17 protein-coding genes are annotated in these 18,470 nt (G+C 60.9%); 12 read left to right on the top strand and 5 right to left on the bottom strand.

The features are described from left to right. The first annotated feature begins 85 nt into the window (after positions 1-85). From Q7S58_RS05455 to Q7S58_RS05410, 10 genes are all read left to right on the top strand, one after another. The gene (locus Q7S58_RS05455; RefSeq protein WP_304821672.1) at positions 86-556 is read left to right on the top strand and encodes an ATP synthase F0 subunit B; all 471 of its coding nucleotides are present in this window, start codon (positions 86-88) and stop codon (positions 554-556) included. Between the two features lie 37 nt (positions 557-593). Further along, complete coding sequence (locus Q7S58_RS05450; protein ID WP_304821669.1) at positions 594-1,169, top strand: hypothetical protein; 576 nt, start codon at positions 594-596, stop codon at positions 1,167-1,169. Next, entirely contained in the window at positions 1,166-1,699 is a 534-nt protein-coding gene (gene atpH / locus Q7S58_RS05445; protein WP_304821667.1) for an ATP synthase F1 subunit delta, read from the top strand. The genes Q7S58_RS05450 and atpH overlap by 4 nt, the downstream gene beginning before the upstream one ends. Before the next feature lie 24 nt (positions 1,700-1,723). Next, positions 1,724-3,265 (top strand): F0F1 ATP synthase subunit alpha, encoded by a 1,542-nt coding sequence (gene atpA, locus Q7S58_RS05440; protein ID WP_304821665.1) that lies wholly within the window; start codon positions 1,724-1,726, stop codon positions 3,263-3,265. A 15-nt stretch (positions 3,266-3,280) separates the two neighbouring features. Continuing rightward, the gene (gene atpG / locus Q7S58_RS05435; protein WP_304821663.1) at positions 3,281-4,189 is read left to right on the top strand and encodes an ATP synthase F1 subunit gamma; all 909 of its coding nucleotides are present in this window, start codon (positions 3,281-3,283) and stop codon (positions 4,187-4,189) included. 35 nt (positions 4,190-4,224) lie between these two features. Next, positions 4,225-5,655: a F0F1 ATP synthase subunit beta gene (gene atpD / locus Q7S58_RS05430; protein ID WP_304821661.1), complete on the top strand. Its 1,431-nt coding sequence runs from the start codon at positions 4,225-4,227 to the stop codon at positions 5,653-5,655. A gap of 14 nt (positions 5,656-5,669) precedes the next feature. Next, complete coding sequence (atpC, locus tag Q7S58_RS05425; RefSeq protein WP_304821658.1) at positions 5,670-6,092, top strand: ATP synthase F1 subunit epsilon; 423 nt, start codon at positions 5,670-5,672, stop codon at positions 6,090-6,092. 213 nt (positions 6,093-6,305) lie between these two features. Next, on the top strand, positions 6,306-7,940 hold the full coding sequence (locus Q7S58_RS05420; RefSeq protein WP_304821655.1) for a thiamine pyrophosphate-binding protein: 1,635 nt from the start codon (positions 6,306-6,308) through the stop codon (positions 7,938-7,940). A 75-nt stretch (positions 7,941-8,015) separates the two neighbouring features. After that, on the top strand, positions 8,016-8,444 hold the full coding sequence (locus tag Q7S58_RS05415) for a VOC family protein (RefSeq protein ID WP_304821652.1): 429 nt from the start codon (positions 8,016-8,018) through the stop codon (positions 8,442-8,444). A 326-nt stretch (positions 8,445-8,770) separates the two neighbouring features. Continuing rightward, complete coding sequence (locus tag Q7S58_RS05410) at positions 8,771-9,694, top strand: DUF3800 domain-containing protein (protein WP_304821649.1); 924 nt, start codon at positions 8,771-8,773, stop codon at positions 9,692-9,694. Between the two features lie 63 nt (positions 9,695-9,757). On the opposite strand, the gene Q7S58_RS05405 is transcribed toward Q7S58_RS05410, so the two are convergent. From Q7S58_RS05405 to Q7S58_RS05385, 5 genes are all read right to left on the bottom strand, one after another. Continuing rightward, positions 9,758-10,990, bottom strand: a complete 1,233-nt coding sequence (locus Q7S58_RS05405; RefSeq protein ID WP_304821646.1) for a CaiB/BaiF CoA-transferase family protein — start codon at positions 10,988-10,990, stop codon at positions 9,758-9,760. Between the two features lie 13 nt (positions 10,991-11,003). Further along, on the bottom strand, positions 11,004-12,212 hold the full coding sequence (locus Q7S58_RS05400; RefSeq protein ID WP_304821643.1) for a CaiB/BaiF CoA-transferase family protein: 1,209 nt from the start codon (positions 12,210-12,212) through the stop codon (positions 11,004-11,006). 224 nt (positions 12,213-12,436) lie between these two features. Further along, the gene (locus Q7S58_RS05395; RefSeq protein ID WP_304821641.1) at positions 12,437-13,000 is read right to left on the bottom strand and encodes a hypothetical protein; all 564 of its coding nucleotides are present in this window, start codon (positions 12,998-13,000) and stop codon (positions 12,437-12,439) included. A gap of 474 nt (positions 13,001-13,474) precedes the next feature. Beyond that, a complete protein-coding gene (locus tag Q7S58_RS05390; protein ID WP_304821638.1) occupies positions 13,475-14,650 on the bottom strand; it encodes an amidohydrolase family protein in 1,176 nt (391 codons plus the stop codon). Positions 14,651-14,663: 13 nt separating this feature from the next. Then, entirely contained in the window at positions 14,664-15,698 is a 1,035-nt protein-coding gene (locus Q7S58_RS05385; RefSeq protein WP_304821633.1) for a zinc-binding dehydrogenase, read from the bottom strand. 253 nt (positions 15,699-15,951) lie between these two features. On the opposite strand from Q7S58_RS05385, the gene Q7S58_RS05380 reads away from it, so the two are divergent. Both Q7S58_RS05380 and Q7S58_RS05375 read left to right on the top strand, forming a co-directional pair. Next, positions 15,952-16,236, top strand: a complete 285-nt coding sequence (locus Q7S58_RS05380; RefSeq protein WP_304821630.1) for a DUF2277 domain-containing protein — start codon at positions 15,952-15,954, stop codon at positions 16,234-16,236. A gap of 130 nt (positions 16,237-16,366) precedes the next feature. Continuing rightward, complete coding sequence (locus tag Q7S58_RS05375) at positions 16,367-18,031, top strand: amidohydrolase family protein (RefSeq protein ID WP_304821626.1); 1,665 nt, start codon at positions 16,367-16,369, stop codon at positions 18,029-18,031. Positions 18,032-18,470: the final 439 nt, after the last annotated feature.

The following is an 18,470-nucleotide window of genomic DNA, read 5'->3' as shown; positions in this document are numbered from 1 at the left end:
GAGCGCGGAGCTTCACACGCCGCGACGTCCGCTTATCCCGAGATGGAGAATGTTCTGAAAATCCCCGCAGGGGAGACGCCGTAAAATGCATATCCCGCCGAATTGGGGGATATTTTTCACCCTGATTGTTTCGTTCCTCATTTTCTGGTTTATATTCAGCCGGCTGTTTTTTAAGCCATTCCTGAACCTGCTTGCCGAGCGCGAGCGCAGGTTCAAGGACTTGAACGATCGCACCGAGCAATTGCTCCGGGAAGCGCGCGCCGCCGAGGAAGATCGCGAGGCGCGACTCGCCGCCGTCAGACGCGACGCGATCGCGCGGCGCGAGACCGAGCGCCGCAACGCGGAGGCGCGCGCCGCCGAAATAATGGAAGCGGCCAAGGCCGAAGCGCGCGAATCGCTCGAGCAGGTGCGCGCGAAGATCGAGCAGGAGCTCAAGACGGCGGAACACGAGCTCGAGCAGATGGGGCGCGATCTTGCGGGCCAACTGGCCGAACGCGTGCTGGGCCGTCCGCTGAACGGCGGCGCGGTATCGGGCAAGAGTACTGGAAACGACTAGCGCATAGCGAAGTTCGCTTGATAAATTCGATTAGCCAATGAAAAAATGGATCGTATCGGGGGCGATTGTCGCCGCCGCGGTTTTTCCCGCGCTCGCGTTCGCGGCGGAGGAAGCCGCCGAGGACCGCGGTTCGTGGTCGATGTTCGCGTTCTTCGCGATCAATTTTATCCTGTTCGTCTCCGTGTTGATTTATTTCGTCGGTCCGCCGGCGCGGAAATTTTTTGCCGATCGGGCGGCCACGGTTCGCGGCGCGCTCTCGCGCGCGGAGAGCGCGTTTAAAGGCGCGCAGGATCTCGCCAACCAGGCCGCGGCCAAGCTCGCTTCGCTCGACTCCGAGCTGAAGCAACTCGCCGATGAGATTCAGAACGAGACTGCGTTCCAGGTCGCGAAAATCGAGGACGTCACCCGCTCCGGGCAGGAGCGGATCCATCGCGACACCGAACTCAGCACCAATGCGCTCTCCGAGGCGGCGCAGCGGCGGGTTCGCGAGCGCTTGTCCGAATCGGCGGCGACGCTTGCGCGCGATTTGATCGCGCGCAACTTCGAGCGCTCGGATCAGAGCCGGCTGATCGACGGCTTCATGGACAAGCTCGGCGAAGGCGCGACGCGATGAAGGGTTCTCGAGTCGCGAGACGCTACGCGCGCGCATTGCTCGAACTGGCCGACAAGGGCGCCCTGGAGAAGTGGGGCGCCGAACTCGAGCGATTGGCCGCGATGGCCGATTCGCCGGAACTCGTTGAGCGATTGACCTCGCCGGAATTGTCGGAGCAATCGCGGCAGGAAGCGATGGCGAAGATCGCGGAGCGGATGGAGCTCAGCTTTCCGCTGCGATCGTTCGCAGTTGTCGTCGCGCAGCATGGACGGATTCGAGAACTCAGCGCGATTGCCGAGGCGTATCGCGATCTCGTCGATCAAATGCTCGGGCGCGAGCGCGCAACGCTGACGTTTGCGATTCAGCCGTCGGACGACGAGATCAAGCGCGTCGTCGCGGGCCTCGAGGCGATCGCAGGCAAAAAGATTATTCCCACCATAAAAGTCGATGCCGCTCTGCTCGGCGGCGTGACAGCGGAATTGGGCGGCAAAATATACGACGGCAGTCTTGCAAATCGCCTCGACGAGGCGAAGCGCCGGCTGGCAGGTTAGGGCCGGGGTAAAAGAACACAAGTTATGGCGGAAATCAGACCATCAGAAATCAGCGAGATCCTCAAAGGCGAGATCAAAGGCTTCGAGGGCAGTATCGCGGTGCGCGAAACGGGCCGCGTGCTGTCGTGCGGCGACGGAATCGCGCGTATCTACGGGCTGCAGAACGCGGCGTCGGGCGAGCTGCTCGAATTTCCGCATCAGATTTACGGGATGGTGCTGAACCTCGAAGAGGACAACGTCGGCGCGGTGCTGTTTGGCGACCCGGCGGCAATCGAAGAGGGCGACGAGGTCAAGCGGACCGGCAGAATCGCGGAAGTGCCGGTCGGCGAGGGACTGCTGGGGCGCGTCGTGAATGCGCTCGGCCAGCCGATCGACGACAAGGGACCGATCAAGGCGGCTGAGACGCGGCGAATCGAAATCAAGGCGCCGGGAATCGTCAAACGCCAGCCGGTCAAGGAGCCGATGCAGACCGGGATCAAGGCGATCGACTCGATGCTGCAAATCGGACGCGGCCAGCGCGAACTGATCATCGGCGACCGGCAGACGGGGAAGACGGCGATTGCGATCGATACGATTATCAATCAGCGCGGGCAGAACGTGCAGTGCTTCTACGTTGCGATCGGGCAGAAGCGCTCGACGGTCGCGCAGGTGGTCGAGCGGCTAACGCGCACCGGCGCGATGGAATACACCACGGTGATCGCGGCGACCGCGTCGGAAGCCGCGCCGCTGCAGTTTATCGCGCCATACAGCGGATGCACGATGGGCGAATATTTTCGCGACAACGGCAAGCATGCGCTGCTGGTGTACGACGATTTGAGCAAGCACGCGCAGGCGTATCGGCAGTTGTCGTTGCTGCTGCGCCGTCCGCCCGGACGCGAGGCATATCCCGGCGACGTATTTTATCTGCATTCGCGCTTGCTCGAGCGCGCGGCCAAGATGAGTGACGAGATGGGCGGCGGTTCGCTGACCGCGCTGCCGGTGATCGAGACGCAGGAAGGCGACGTCTCGGCTTACATCCCGACCAACGTCATCTCGATTACCGACGGCCAGATCATTCTCGACAAGGATCTTTTCAACTCGAACGTGCGGCCGGCAGTGAACGTCGGACTCTCGGTTTCGCGCGTCGGATTTTCAGCCGCGGTCAAAGCGATGAAGCAGGTCGGCGGCACGCTCAAGCTCGACCTCGCGCAGTATCGCGAGATGGCGGCGTTCGCGCAGTTCGGCTCGGATCTCGACGCCTCGTCGCAGCGGCTGCTCGCTCGCGGCGCGCGGCTAACCGAGATGCTGAAGCAGAATCAGTACGATCCCCTGCCGATGGAGAAAGAAGTGCTGATCATCTTCGCGGCGAACGAAGGCTACTTCGACAAGCTCACCGTCGAGCAGATTCGTCCGTTCGAGAAGGGATTGTACGCGAACTTTGACGCGCGCCATGCCGACTTGCTGACCGAGGTGCGCGAAAAGCGCGAGCTCACCGACGATTTGAAGAAGAAGATCAAAGCCGGACTCGACGTGTATGAGCAGTCGTTCCTAGCTGAGAACAACAAGGGCGCTGCAACGGCGGCTTAACCTCCGCGCTCGACGATGGCATCGCTCAAGGCAATCCGCAGCCGGATCGCGTCGGTCAAATCGACCCAGCAGATCACGCGTGCGATGAAACTGGTCTCGGCCGCGCGGCTCCGCCGTGCGCAGGAGGCGCTCGCCAACGCGCTGCCATACAGCGAAGCGCTGGCGCGGGTCGCGGACTCGCTGCTCACGTCGGAGGGAATCTCGGTCGGGCCGGTCGAGGGCGCGCAGAAAAGATCGCTGCTGATCGTGGTGTCGTCGGACGGCGGCCTCGCGGGCGGCTACAACAGTTTTCTGTTGCGCAAATCCGAGGAAACTCAGCGTGAGATTCGCACCCGTGGACTCGCGATCGAGCTGTTTGCGATCGGCAGGAAAGCCGTCGACTACTTCCGGCGCGCCGGAATCCCGGTTGCTCTTTCGCGCGTCAATAACGTGCCGAAGCTCGCGACGATCGGCCTTGCGCGCGATATCGCGACCAAGGTGCTGGACGATTATCGCAGCGGCGCGATCGATGAAGCCGGGATCGTTTACACCATGTTCAAGTCAGCGCTGTCGCAGAAACCAACCTATGAGCGCCTCTTGCCGGTGAAGCCGCCGAGCGATGCGGGAATCAAGGAAGGCGCGGAAATCGAAGCAGTAATTTCCAAGGCTGACGCGCCCAAGATCGATTACCTGGTCGAGCCGAGCCGCGCTGAGCTGGTGCCGGTGGTGCTGCGCGGATACCTCGAAGCGGCGATTTATCACGCGTTGCTGGAGGCCGAGGCGAGCGAGCAGGGATCGCGGATGACCGCGATGGACAGCGCGACCAACAACGCGATCGAGATGATCGCGCAGTACACGCTTGAGATGAATCGCGCGCGCCAGGCGCAAATCACGCGCGAATTGATGGATATCGTCGGCGGCGCCGAGGCGCTGCGCGGCACTTAAAGTTTCACGCACGCACGAGCAGGAACACATTCTTTATGGCGAACGAAGTAGCTACCGGACGAATCAATCAAGTGCTCGGCAACGTCGTGGACGTCGAGTTCGGCGCGGGCCGCCTGCCGCCGATCTTCACGGCGCTTCGAGTGACCAATCCGTCGATCAGCGACAAAGCAGACAATCTGGTGCTCGAAATTCAGTCGCATCTCGGCGAGAACACCGTGCGATGCATCGCGATGGACTCGACCGACGGGCTGGTTCGCGGCATGGAAGCGTCGAACACCGGCGCGCCGATCTCGGTGCCGGTCGGCCCGGGCACGCTCGGGCGAATCATGAACGTGACCGGCGACCCCGTCGATGAGGCGGGACCGATCACGGGCCAGAAGCTGATGCCGATTCATCGCGACGCGCCGCCGTTTGCCGATCAGGCGGTCGAGGCGGAAATTCTCGAAACCGGCATCAAGGTGATCGATCTCATTTGCCCGTACGCGCGCGGCGGAAAGATTGGACTGTTCGGCGGCGCGGGCGTCGGCAAGACCGTTACGATTCTCGAGTTGATCAACAACGTCGCGAAGCAGCACGGCGGCGTGTCGGTGTTCGCGGGCGTCGGCGAGCGATCGCGCGAGGGCAACGACCTTTACCGCGAACTGACGGAGTCGGGCGTTATCACCAAGACCGCACTGGTGTACGGCCAGATGAATGAGTCGCCGGGCGCGCGCGCCCGCGTCGCGCTGACGGGAGTTACCGTCGCCGAATATTTCCGCGATGAAGAAGGCAAGGACGTCATCTTTTTCATCGATAACAATTTCCGTTTCGTGCAGGCCAACTCGGAAGTCTCAGCGCTGCTCGGCCGCATGCCGAGCGCGGTCGGCTACCAACCCACGCTCGGCACCGACATGGGCGAACTCGAGGAGCGCATCACGACCACGAAGAAAGGCGCGATCACGTCGGTGCAGGCGATCTACGTGCCCGCCGACGATTACACCGATCCGGCGCCGGCGACGACGTTTACGCATCTCGATGCAGTCACCGCGCTCGATCGCAAAATTTTCGAAAAGGCAATTTTCCCGGCGGTCGATCCGCTCGGCTCGACCTCGCGAATTCTCGATCCGCAAGTCGTCGGCGATGAGCATTACGACGTCGCGCGCCGTGTGCAGGCGATCTTGCAGCGCTACAAGGATTTGGTGGACATAATCGCGATCCTCGGGATGGAAGAACTGTCGCCGGAAGACAAGATCGTCGTCTCGCGCGCGCGCCGCGTCGAGCGATTCCTGTCGCAGGCGATGTTCGTCGCGGAGCCGTTCACCAATACTCCGGGCAAATACGTCCCGCGCAAAGAGACGGTGCGCGGCTTCGGCGAAATTCTCGACGGCAAATGCGACGACCTGCCCGAGCAGGCGTTCTACCTGGTCGGCACCATCGACGAGGCACGCGAGAAGGCCGAGCGCCTCGCCCGCGGCGAGGCTCGCTAGCGCGGCAGACTGCGATGGCGGAAACGTTTCCATTCAAGCTGCTCACCCCGACGGGCATCGTGTTCGACAGCAACGTCGAGGAAGTCTCGGCGGTCGGTCCGCTCGGCGAATTCGGGGTGCTTGCCGAGCATATCAATTTCATCACTTCGCTGGTGCCGAGCGTGCTCGAAGCACAACTGCCCGGCGGCGCCACGATGCATTGGATCGTCTCGGGCGGTCTCGCCGAAGTGAAGGACGGCGTGATGACGGTGCTCGCGAGCAGTGCCGAAGCGCCGGACAACGTCGATCGCGGCGCGGCGCTGGCAGAGGCGCAGGCGGCGGAGCAAAAGTTCTCGGCGACCAGTTTTTTCGATCCTCAATACGCCTCGGTAAACGAAGCGCTGCAACTCGCGCGCGCCCGCGTCGAAGCCGCCAGCCTCAAGACTGCGAACCACTAGCCCCGACTTTCACCCGGTGCTGGGCACAGACACAGCACCCTTCAAGTTGCTTCAGTCCCTCACGCTCGGAGATGAGAAGGCTGATCGCCAAGTCCCGATACGGCGCCGCCGATCAACTCGCTGATTCACTTGACAGAGGCACCCGCGTATTGCTCGTCTTGCCGCATAGCTGCCGCCTGAGTTGCACGGCGCGCAGCCCGGAGGCAATCGACGATGGGAACTCTACGCGGCGAACAGATCATCGCTCAGTGTTTCAAGCGCGAAGGCGTCGATACCATCTTCTTCATGATGGGCGGACCGACCGGAGGCACCGCTGGCGCATGCATCGAACTCGGGATGAAGGGCATCTACGTGCGCCACGAGCAGGCGGCCGCGATGATGGCGCATGCGTATGCGCGGGTTACCGGCAAGCCCGGCATCTGCATCGCGCCGATGGGTCCCGGCGTCGCCAACCTCGTGACCGGTCTTGGCAATGCCTGGGCTGACGCAACGCCGGTGATCGCAATCGGCGGAGCTGCGCCGATGCGCGGTACCACGCTCGACACGTTCCAGGAGATGGATCAAATTCCGATGATGCGGCCGATCGTGAAAGCCGCCTATCGCGTCGATCTTGGTTATCGGATTCCCGAGTACATCAGCATCGCGTTTCGAGAAGCGCTCGACGGTAAGCGCGGGCCGGTTTACCTCGACCTTCCGGGCGACGTGCTATCGGGCAAAGTCGAGGAGGAACGGATTCATTGGGTCGAGGGCAACTCGCGCACCGACGCGCGGCCGGCCGGCGACCCGGCCCTGATACGCAAAGCGATAGACCTTCTCGCCAAAGCGAAGAAGCCGCTGGTCCTCACCGGAAGCGGCGTGCTGTGGTCGCGCGCGGAGAACGAACTGCAAAAATTTGTCGAGGCGACCGGCATCCCCTTTTTCACCACGCCGCAGGGGCGCGGCGTGATTGCCGAGGATCATCAGCGATCGTTCCCGGCGGCGCGCTCGACCGCCTTTCGCGAAGCGGACGTGGTGCTGCTGATCGGCGCGCGCGCCAACTCGATGCTGTCATTCATGCGGGCGCCGCGTTTTTCACCGGACGCAAAGCTTATCAACGTGAACCTCGACGGCAAGGAGATCGGACACAATCGCGCCGCCAACGTCGGCATCATCGGCGACGCCAAATTGGTCCTCGGCCAGTTGATTGCCGAAGCTGCCGGCAGATTCGATCCGAAAGCAGAGTCTGATTGGGTCGCGCAACTCGCCGTCAAGCATCGATCGAACATGGAACGATCGGCGCCGCTGCTGCACTCCGACAAGGTTCCGATCCATCCCTTGCGCCTGTGCAACGAGGTCAAGGATGTCATTTCGCGCGATACCATCCTGGTCGTCGATGGACATGAAATATTGAATTTCGCGCGCCAATCGATTCCCATCTATCAGGCGCGATGCAGCCTCAATGCCGGCCCCCACGGATGCATGGGCGTCGGCATCCCGTTCGGAATCGGCGCGAAAGTCGCGCGTCCCGATCTCCCCGTGGTGGTGCTCAGCGGCGACGGCGCATTTGGCTGGAACGGGATGGAAATGGACACCGCGATTCGCCATCACTTGCCGATCGTGGTCGTGGTGTCGAACAACGGCGGATTTACTTCGCGCCAGACCGGCGGCGCCGTCGGCCGCGACTTAGGTTTCCAGCGCTATGACAAGATGGTCGAAGCGTTTGGCGGTTACGGCGAATTCGTCGAGCAGCCGGACGCGATCCGGCCCGCGATTGAGCGCGCCATCAAGAGTGGCAAGACGGCACTGGTCAACGTCTGCACCGATCCCGACGCGCAAGCGACCACCGACATGGGATTCGCCGGCTACTGACAGCGCGCTAGCGTGCCGGATGTCACACGGATGGCTGAACGCAACTGAACTCGAGATAGCCGCGAGGAGAACACCATGAAAGGAATCTCGCACGTCGCAATCGGCGTAAGCGATATGGAGCGGGCGCTACCCTTCTATCGCGACCTGCTGGGACTCGAGGTGATGCTCGATGCCGTCGAAAACGTCGGCCGAGGCAAGCGCCGCGCCGTCTATATGCGATGGGGCAACAACTCAGGGTTCCTCGTTCTTTCGCAGACGCTCGAAAGAGAGCCGTCGGGCAAGCCGCTCAGGCTGCATCAGGTGGGACTGCATCATTTCGCTTTCTGGGTGGACGATCTGAAGGAGCGCGCGGAGAAGCTCGAGCAGGCCGGCGTGCGCTTCCTCGTTCCGCCGTATGAAGCCGACGCGATCGCTTACGGCGAAAAAGGCGGCGGCAAGGTCCTCACCACCTTGTTCGAAGATCCCGACGGAACGATCCTGCAGTTCGATCAGCGCCTGCACTGAGCCCATTGCCCGGAATCGCGGCGGCTGAAGCCGCGGGCGAGGACCTTGACGCCTCGGGGGAGGAACGCGGGCGCGTGGTGTAACTCCTGTCGCCTTTGGCCGGTTTGTCTTCCGGAAATTACTGACGCCTCTTGTGCAGATAGGCGCGGCCCTGCTGATCCTGGGACCGGCATCATCGCTGCGATCGCAGCAATCTATCTCAGTGCCGTCGGTGCTGATGCCATCCGTGATGGTCCCTCGTGGCGCCGTTTCCGTCGCTCCCTTCCTTGAGCGCGCAGTCCGAAACCCGAACCCTCCTCACGCCCCCTAGGTTGGTGATTATGTTAATGTTAACTCCAACTGAGTTCAGGGGTATTGATCAGGAGAATTCGCATCGGGAACTAATTGGAGCATTGTTTTCGGGCCTACCGAAAACGCTCCGCGATGAAGGTATCTTGATGGTACTGCAAGCGTGGTTTGATGAGAGTGGCAAGACAGAGGAGCCAGTCTATCTGCTAGCTGGCTACGTCGGTAAAAAAACTGTCTGGGAAGACTTCGCCCATGACTGGCAGGCCGAGTTAGATCATGAACCAAAATTACCCTATCTCCACGCAAGAGAGTCCCAGTTGTTCAAGGGAACCGATGCGGATGCGCGAGTTGAGCGACTTTTAAAATTTGTAGCAATTATCCGGAAGCATCGTCTGCGAGGCGTGTCTTTTTTGTTGAAGCATTCGGATTATCGAGAGTTCTTTCGGATTATTTCCGTACACCCGGTCATTACGCCAGCCGAACGCCGCATGATGCGGAATCCGTACTATCTGAGCTTTCAGTACATATTCACAATGATGCTGATCAGACACGGGCAAAAGTGTGCGGAGTCTGGAACAAAAGAGTTACTCGAAATTCTCTTTGACGATGGCGGGGAGCGGAAACAGCGCCTCAAGATCGGGTTTGAGAACTTCGTCAAGACAGCCAAAGAGAAGAATCCGCATTTGCTCGACCTTTTAATCAATAAAGGGCCGGAGTTCAGAGACGACAAGCAGATGAGCCCACTACAGGCGTGCGACCTATTCGCGTGGCATTTCCGGCGTTTCTGCTACGAGGCTTCACGCGGTAATAAGTATGAGGACGCCATCTGGCGAGCGCTTAGAGACGGTATCGAATATGACACCTACCTTTTCACGGAATCTGATTGGATAAAATTACTGCTCAGGCTTCGTCAGAGCACATGGGACGAACTACTGAAACACAAATCAGAGGATAATCCATGACCGACACATACACTTCTCGGAATGACAAGAGTCGTTCGTCACTCGGTCAAGATTCGCAGACTCTCAGTAGATGATCTTCTGCTCCATCAGGATTTTTATTTCGGCATCGGAGAGGCCCAAGAGGCCGCCGAAAATTTCGCGATTGTGCTGGCCTAAGTCGGGCGGCATCGAGTAGTTGAGTTCCGGCACGTTGCTCATCCGCACCGGCATGTTGGGCAAAATCCGCTCGCCAACTTCATGATGGTCGATCTTGCGGAAGAAGCCCCATTCCCACAGATGCGGATCCTCGTGGATTTCGACGCTATCGAGCACCGGACCGGCCGCGACGCCAGCCTGCTGCAGTTCATGCGCCAATGCGATGTGCTCATGGCCGCGAGTCCATCGCGCGAGGTGAGCATCCAACTCGTCGCGATGACTTAGGCGGCCGTATCGATCGGCGAATTTTGGATCGCGGCACCACGCCGGATTTCCCATCGCGCGGCAGAGCGCGTCCCACTCTGAATCGGTGCCGACCGCGATCGCGATCCATTTGTCGTCGCCGGCGCACGGGTAGGTGTTGTGCGGCGCCATCGCGTCGTCGCGATTGCCGCGACGCCCGCCGTCGTGGCCGTTGATGAAATAATCCATGTACAGTTCCGGCATCTGCCCGATGACCGTCTCGCCCATGCTGGCGTCGATCCATTGTCCTTCGCCGGTGCGATTTCGATGGCGCAATGCGGCGAGCACGTGAAACGTAACCGCGCTTGCGATCGCGTAGTCCGGCCAGGTGCCGCCGGTCTGGCGCGGCGGTCCGCCCGGGTATCCCTGCGCGTCGAACATGCCGACGAACGAGCACGCCATCGGACCCCATCCGACCCACGACGCGGGTTCGAGGCCGGTCTTGCCGAGCAGCGACACGGAGATCATCACGATGTCGGGCTTGACGGCGCGAACACGGTCATAGGTGATGCCGAGTTTATTGGCGGCCGGCGTAGGAAAGCATTCGAGGACCAAATCGCTCTTGCGGATGATTTCGTCGGCGAGTTCGCGGCCCTTGTCAGTGGCCAGGTTCAGCGTGATCGCCTTCTTGCCGTAGTTGAGCGCGTGGTAATAGCCGTTGCGGTTGGGGCCGGCGACGCGATCGGCCATCCCGGCCGGATTGATACGCCCGATATCGAGATAGACTTGCGACTCGATCTTGATCACCTCGGCGCCCATCGTCGCGAGCCATTGCGCGATCTGCGGACCGTTGATGATCCAGCTAAAGTCGGCGACCCTGATTCCTTCGAGCGGAAGTGCCGTCGCAGTTTTCGCCATCCTAATGCCCTCGTCAGATCGCGCCGGCCGCGCGCATCCGCTGTTGCTCGTCGAGCGAGTAGCCGAGGCGGCTTAAGATTTCCGCGTTGTGCTCGCCAAGCAGCGGCGCGCGCGTCGGCATCGGCGGCGTCGCGGTCATCTGCACCAGCGAGCGCGGATACTGGAAGCGGCCGGCGATCGGATGATCGATCTCGATGAATGCGTTGCGCGCGCGCAGATGCGGATGGTTCGCGGCTTGCGCGACCGTGAACACCGGCCCGATCGTGAGGCCGAGCCGCTGCCCTTCGCTGACCAAATGTTCGGTGTCGTACTTGAGCAACTCCGCGCGGATCATCGGACGCAGCACGTCGTCGTTCGCCTGGCGGCCCACGAGCAAATCGAAGACCTCGCTCTCCATCTCGACCGGATTGTGCAGCAGCGCCTTGAGCGCCTTGTAGTGCGTATCCGCCGCCCACAGCGTGTAGATGTAGCCGTCCTTGCAGCGCAGCGGTTCGAGGCCGGTCGCGACGTTGCCGCGCATCCGGCTGAACGGCAGGCGCGCGTACGTCAGCGCCGCCATCTCGATTTTCGAGGTGCTCGCGATCGCCTGCCAGCACGGCGCGTCGATCCATTGGCCAACGCCGGTCGCCTCGCGATGAAAGATCGCGAACATCGTGGCGGCGGCCGCAGCCGTCGCGCCCATCATCTCGGCCTGATGGCCCGGCGCGCGAATCGGATTCTCGCGCTCAGGATCATCGACCATCGTCGGCGTGTTGTAACCGGTGAGGCTCATCGCGAATTCGATCAGATCGGTACCCTTCCAATTGCGATACGGACCGGTCTGGCCGAACGGCGAGATCGAAGTGACGATCAGCTTCGGATTGATCGTCTTCAGCGCCTCGTAGCCAAGCCCGATACTGTCGAGGTATTCCGGCTGATGATTCTCGATCAGCACGTCGGCGCCCGCGATTAGCTTTCTGAAAACCTCGGCGCCAGTTGGCGTTGAAGGATCGAGCGTGAGGCTCTTCTTGCTGGTGTTAAGGTAGAGGAACGAGCCGCTTTTCTCGGGATGCGGGACGTCGCCGGGAAACGGCGGATGCGCGCGCATTTCGTCGCCGGCGCACGGCGGTTCAATCTTGACGACCTCGGCGCCCATGTCGGCGAACATCTTGCCGCACATCGGTCCCGACACCATCTGCGCGAACTCAACAACGACGAGATCATCGAGTGCTCGAATGGCCAAGCCACGCACCTCCCGCGCGAGCGGATAGCGCGACTATAGCCCACAATTCGCCGCGGGCGGGAACCCTCACGAGTTGCCCGATCTCCGACGCCCGATCGCCAGCAATCAACCGCGGCATCGACAATCGTAGCGGCAGATCTACACGGCGCGGGCGCTGTTCGCGTCGGAGAATTGAGGCGCGTCGATAAAAAAACTTCGTGTCAGGATCTTGGAGCGAAATTTCGTCAGGGCTTATAGCGGCCCCTGAGGTGATCGTTCTCCCGGTCGCTATTGTATACGTTCCAGTCGTCTTCCCGCACGGCGATGCGTCCGTCCGCCGACTCAAACTCGCACTCGGTTCGTACCTCTCCACGCGAGCCGTCCATTAGGGAGTAGGCAAATTTATCAACGTCCAACGTGATCTCGTCACTCAGCTTGGGTCCGATGTCGAAACCGAGGAAGTCCGCAGGATGATTGATACGATTGAGTGTGAACTTGAACCGTCGGATTTTGATTGCCTCCAGTCCGCCATTGTGCACGGTACATGTAATTCGCATGTGATCCATGGTGTTACCTTTAAACCGGCCTATTTTGACGACCACGACGGGATCGAAGCGACGCTTTCTCTCCGTCTCGGCTAGATCGAATTGCGCCTGCGATATTTCCGCTTGACGACGAGAAGCCTCAGCCTGCGCCTGAACGCCTTGGAGCGTAAACCAATAGATGATCGCTGCGGCGATCGTCGCGAGCGCAGCGATCACCGCAGCGGCGGCGGTCATAAAGTTCAGCGCGAGCGGCAAATCGATCATGCGTGTGGTTCCCTTTGCTCTCGGTCTAAATCCACTGCGTGTGGGAGTGCTGTCAAGTGAGAACGGACGGTATTGTTCGATCGAAACAAGATTTCGCGCGGCGACGAAGTCTTCGTGAGCGATTTCCGGCGGCGGCAATCGCTACATTCGCCATGCGCGCGGCATCGACAAGGTGATGGTGAACGGCGAAGTCGTCGAGGACTCGGGCAATTATACCGAGGCGCGCGCCGTCCAGATCATCTGACGACTACAGAAAAGCGCGGCGCGGTCCTTCTTTGTCATCCAGGACGTAAGCGGCGCCGGTGTCATCCCAGAGCTTGTGAACTTTTCTGTACCGAGCGGACTTGACCAATTTTGTCATTCTGAGCGAAGCGAAGAATCCCGGATCCTTTACCTCGTTATATATATTTCCCCGGGATTCTTCGGCTGCGCAGCCCTCGCCTCAGAATGACAAAGTGTTGAGCTCGATAAGCCCTACAACTTCGCCTCGTCGTCCGCGGAAGGACCGGTGACCTTGTAGAGCTTCTGCGCATTCCCCCAGAGAATCTTGCGCCGCACCGACTCTTCACAGTCAGACAGACCGCCTTTAATCCGGGCGTGCACTTCGTCGCCATAGAGGGAAGTCGGATGCGGAAAGTCGGTCTCGAAGAGGATGTTGTCCACGCCAATCTTATCGATCAGGCGACGCGGCGCAGTCTGCTCAAACCAGTAACAGGCATAGACGTTGCGCGCGAAGTATTCCGACGGCAGCCGATCGAATTCCGGATGCTCTTCCGCGACGCTATTGCCCTTGAACTGGTAGTCCATCGCTTCGAGCACGAAGGGAATCCAGCCGATGCCGCTTTCCACCGAGACGAATTTAATTTTTGGAAAGCGCGCGAGCACTCCGGACATCAGCAGGTCGTTCAGTTGGAGGCCGTTGCGGAGGAAGATATCCACTGCCAGTTCGGTGAACGCCGCCATCTTGCCGTAGGTCGCTACCCGCTCTTTGACGAGGCCTTCGGCCATGTCGCCCGAGCCGATATGGAAGCTGATCGGCAGATCCAGCTCGACCGCCGCCTCCCACAGCGGACTCCAATGCTTATCGCCAAGCAGCGGCAGACCGTAGTATTGCGGCTCACCGGTGAAGAGGATTCCTTTGTGGCCGATGGCGGCGCATCGGCGCACCTCTGTCACCGCGGCGGCGACGTCCCAGAAGGGAATCGAGGTGATCGGTATCAGTCGCCGCGAATCGGCGGACGCCCATTCGGTCTGCCAATCGTTGTAGATCTGCACACAGGTGAGCATCAGCTCGGGGTCATTGAGTTTCAGGAACTGCTGAGCGCCGAACCCGCCGACGTTCGGGTACATGACCATCGCCCAGATGCCCATCTGATCCATGTACTTGAGGCGCGCCTTCGCGTCGTATGCACCGGGGTGCATCTCTTCGTAAGTCTTGGGCGGATTCTTGAAAGTTCCCCGTCCAGCGGTAGCGGTCATTCCGGCGCTCGCGAGGTTACGACCTCCTGCCAGTACCCAGCGGTGAGTCCCCCGCGAATCGGTTATGACCCGCGGCACGCTGTCGCGCATGTGAGCGGGCGCACGGCTGGTCCACAGGTCCGGCGTTTCAGTCACATGCGTATCAGCGTCGATGATCGTGTAAATACTCATGCGCGGGGACTCCCTAGAACTGGTTGATTACGCTGATGCCGACGTTTTCGAATTTGGACATCTGCTCGAGGACGCCGAAGGCCTTTTCGATCGGGATGGTCTCGGTGATGAGCTTCCTCGGTTCCAGCCGCCCGCGCTCGACCATGCTCAGCATCGCGGGATAGCGGAAGGACTGTATCGCGAGCGAGCCGGTGAACTGGATCTCCTTGAACACGATCTGATCGACCGGCAGCGATACTTCGCCCTTTTCGCCCTGCGTGGTCAGGCCGATCTGCACGTGGCGTCCGCGCTTGCGCAGGCTCAAGACGGCGTTGCGGCACGTCGCCGCGATACCGAGCGCGTCCACGCTGACGTCGGCGCCGCCATGCGTGAGATCCATCACCGCTTTGACCGGGTCGGTCTTCTTGCCATTGATAACGTCGGAAGCGCCGGCCGTCTTTGCCAGTTCGAGCTTGCGATCATCGAGATCGACGGCGATTACGCGCGCGCCGAGCGCCGTGGCAATCTGGATTGCCGACAATCCGACGCCGCCGCATCCGTACACCACCACCGTTTCATCGGCCTTGACCTGCCCCTGGTCGAGGAGCGCGTGAAAGGCGGTCACGTAACGGCATCCCATCGAGGACGCCTCGACGAAATCGATCGAGTCGGGCAGCGGCGCGATATTGTAGTCGGCATGGCTCAGCACGCCGTAGCGGGCATAGCCTCCCATGCCGGCGCCCATGCAGTGATTGGAATGGCCGGTGCGGCAATCGTCGCACACGCCGCATCCCTGGGCGAGCGGAACGACCACGCGCGCGCCGGCCTTGAGCGTCTTGACTTCTTTGCCGACTTCTTCGACGACGCCCGCGAATTCGTGGCCCAGAACGGTGGGCATCCGCGGCTTGAAGCCGATCCATCCCCAGTCGCCCTGCCATAGATGCCAGTCCGAGCGGCAGATGCCGCTGGCTTCCACGCGGATGACCGCGCCGTCAGGGGGACACTTCGGCTCGGGCCAATCCTTGACCACCATCGGCTTGCCGACTTCTTCCATCACCAGTGCTTTCATGATTCAGGCACCTCGCTTCAAGCTTGGATTTCAAACGGCCTTCGGGCTACCTGTGAAGCTAATCACCACAGTCGGGCGTGGTGTGCAAGAGCCAGCGATGTCCGCTTCGACTCCGCCCGCGATGTAACGCAGAACGGCGATTTCCTCGATCTGCCCGCGATCAGCGAATCCGCTTGCTCTTGGACGTCGCGCGCGCGGTGAACTAAGGTTTTTTTGGAGACGTAGAAATTCCTCGCGCCAGAGGTGATCGCGGATGTGCAGAAATATCAGAACGCTTTTCAACTTCGATCCGCCGGTAAATGCCGAAGAGATTCGAGCGGCCTCGCTCCAGTTCGTTCGAAAAATCACTGGCTTCAACAAGCCGTCGAAGGCGAACGAAACCTCGTTTCTTGCCGCCGTCGATGAAGTAGCGGAGATTTCGAGCCGCCTTCTGAGTTCGCTCAAGACCGATGCGCCGTCGAGGAATCGCGAAGACGTGGCGGCGAAGCTGGCTGAGCGATCAAGGTATCGCGACGCGGCGATCGAACGGAGCCGATAACTCCATCGGAAATGCGATAAAGCGCTCGACGAGAGGCGCTGGATTCTAAAGCGCGTCCCGACGGCGTATATTGCTCGGAACTCGCGAAACTTCATCGCGCTCGAAATCAATCCCGGAGAAAGTGGAACCCATGAGTCAGGAAAACCTGGTCATACGCAACGCGCAGATTGTGGATGGTACGGGCGCTGCGCCATTCAACGGCGACGTCGCGGTGAAGGGCGGAAAGATCGACGCTATCGGAAGGATCGACGGATCGGCCGACCGCGAGATCGATGCGAAAGGGCAGGTGCTGAGCCCCGGCTTTATCGATATGCACACCCACTACGACCCCCAGCTATGCTGGGATCGCCTTGCGACTCCGAGCCTCGAGCATGGCGTCACTACGGTGATCGTCGGCAATTGCTCGCTCAGCCTCGCGCCGGTGCATCGTGGCGACAGCCGCAAGCTCGTCCGGATGTTCGGCAAGATCGAAGACATCAAGGAGCCGACCTTCGACGCAGGCGTTCCATTTTCATGGGAGAGTTTCGGCGACTACCTCGATTTCATTCGTCCGGGGCTCGGTATCAATGTCGGCGCGATGGTCGGTCATTCGGCGCTGCGCTACTACGTGATGGGCGCGGAGAGCCAGGATCGCGTCGCGACCGATACCGAAATCGCGCGGATGTGCGAACTGCTCGAAGCTGCGATGGCGGCGGGCGCGATCGGGATGTCCACGTCGTACGTCGATATCGACGAAGCGGGCCGTCCGGTGCCGAGCCGTCTGGCCGACATGCGCGAAAAGGTCGCGCTCTGCAAAGCGATGGCGAAGAGCGGACGCGGCACGCTGCAAACGGTTCCATACTTTATCGACCCCGAGCAGCAATTGCAGAATATCCAGGAGCTCGGCGATCTTAGTCTCGCGAGCGGCATCTTCTGCACGATCGCGCCGATCGTCTATAGCCCACAGGCACCGGAACTCTACAAGCGCAACCTCGACAAGCTCGACGAGCAGCGCGCTCGCGGCGCCAACGTGTTCGGCCAATCGATGCCGCGCAGCTTCAATATCAACGTCCGCCTGTCGGAGACGTCGTTCCTGCTATACGGATTGCCCTCATGGCAGAAGCTGATGGAACTTCCGATCGCGCAGAGGATCGCGGCGTTTGGCGATCCCGCGGCGCGGGACAAACTGGTGCGCGACGCCGAGAAGCGATTCACGCCGCTCTTCCGGATGGCGGTCGTGGGCGAGATTTACAATCCGTCGAACGCCAGGTACCAGGGCATGCGGGTGGCGGACATCGCAAAGGCCGAGGGCAAGTCGATTCCGGCGGCGATGCTTGATATCGCGCTGGCCGACGACCTCAGGACCGAGTTCCAGATCAACGATGCGATCCACGCCGACCTGGATATCGTCGCGCAGATCCTGAATCATCCGTCGATTCTTATCGGCGCGTCGGACGCGGGCGCGCACGTGTCGCAATTCTGCGGCGCCGGCGACACCGGCGATCTCTTCGATCGCTTCGTGCGTCAGTTCGGAAAATTCAGCATCGAGCGCGCGGTGCATCGCATCACTGCCGAGGTGGCGGACGCTTGGGGTATCAGGAATCGCGGCCGAATTGCGGTTGGCGCCGCCGCCGACCTGGTGCTGTTCGATCGGAACAAAATATCGCGCGGCGACGAAGTTTTCGTGAGCGATTTCCCCGGCGGCGGGAATCGTTATATCCGCCACGCCCGCGGTATCGACAAGGTGATAGTGAACGGCGAAGTCGTGGTGGATGCGGGCAGCTACACCGACGCGCGCGCCGGGCAAATCGTCTGACGTTCGCAGTGAGGCTCGAACAGGTTGGCAGGCTTTGCCAACCCGTTCAGCCTTATCGATTCGAGAAGGCAGCGAGCCGGCGTCGCGACGCGTCCGGAAATTTTGCCCTCAGCAGGAATAGCAGCCTCAGTGCACGAAGCTCCCGCCGATCAGAAACACCTGGCCGCCGTCGGTGTTGAAGGCCCGGTGCCACGATCGAAATGGATGCGATTTGAAAAGCCGCGAAACGCGCTGCCATAGTCCTTGTCCAGCGTGATGCCATTCCGTCTTACGGCTGAACTTCGGCCGGGCTAAGTGCGCTGTTGATCAGGGTACCCCAAACTCCGCCCGGTTCTCCCGAAGATTGACCGCGCGTATGTAGGCCGCCGCTCCAACTGTAATTGCCGGCCGTCGTGGCGCCTTTGTGGATATTGGTATGCGAGTCCGCGGTGCATCCGTC

Source organism: Candidatus Binatus sp., from assembly GCF_030646925.1.
Lineage (GTDB): Bacteria > Desulfobacterota > Binatia > Binatales > Binataceae > Binatus.
This window is presented reverse-complemented; position numbering and strand designations above follow the sequence as displayed.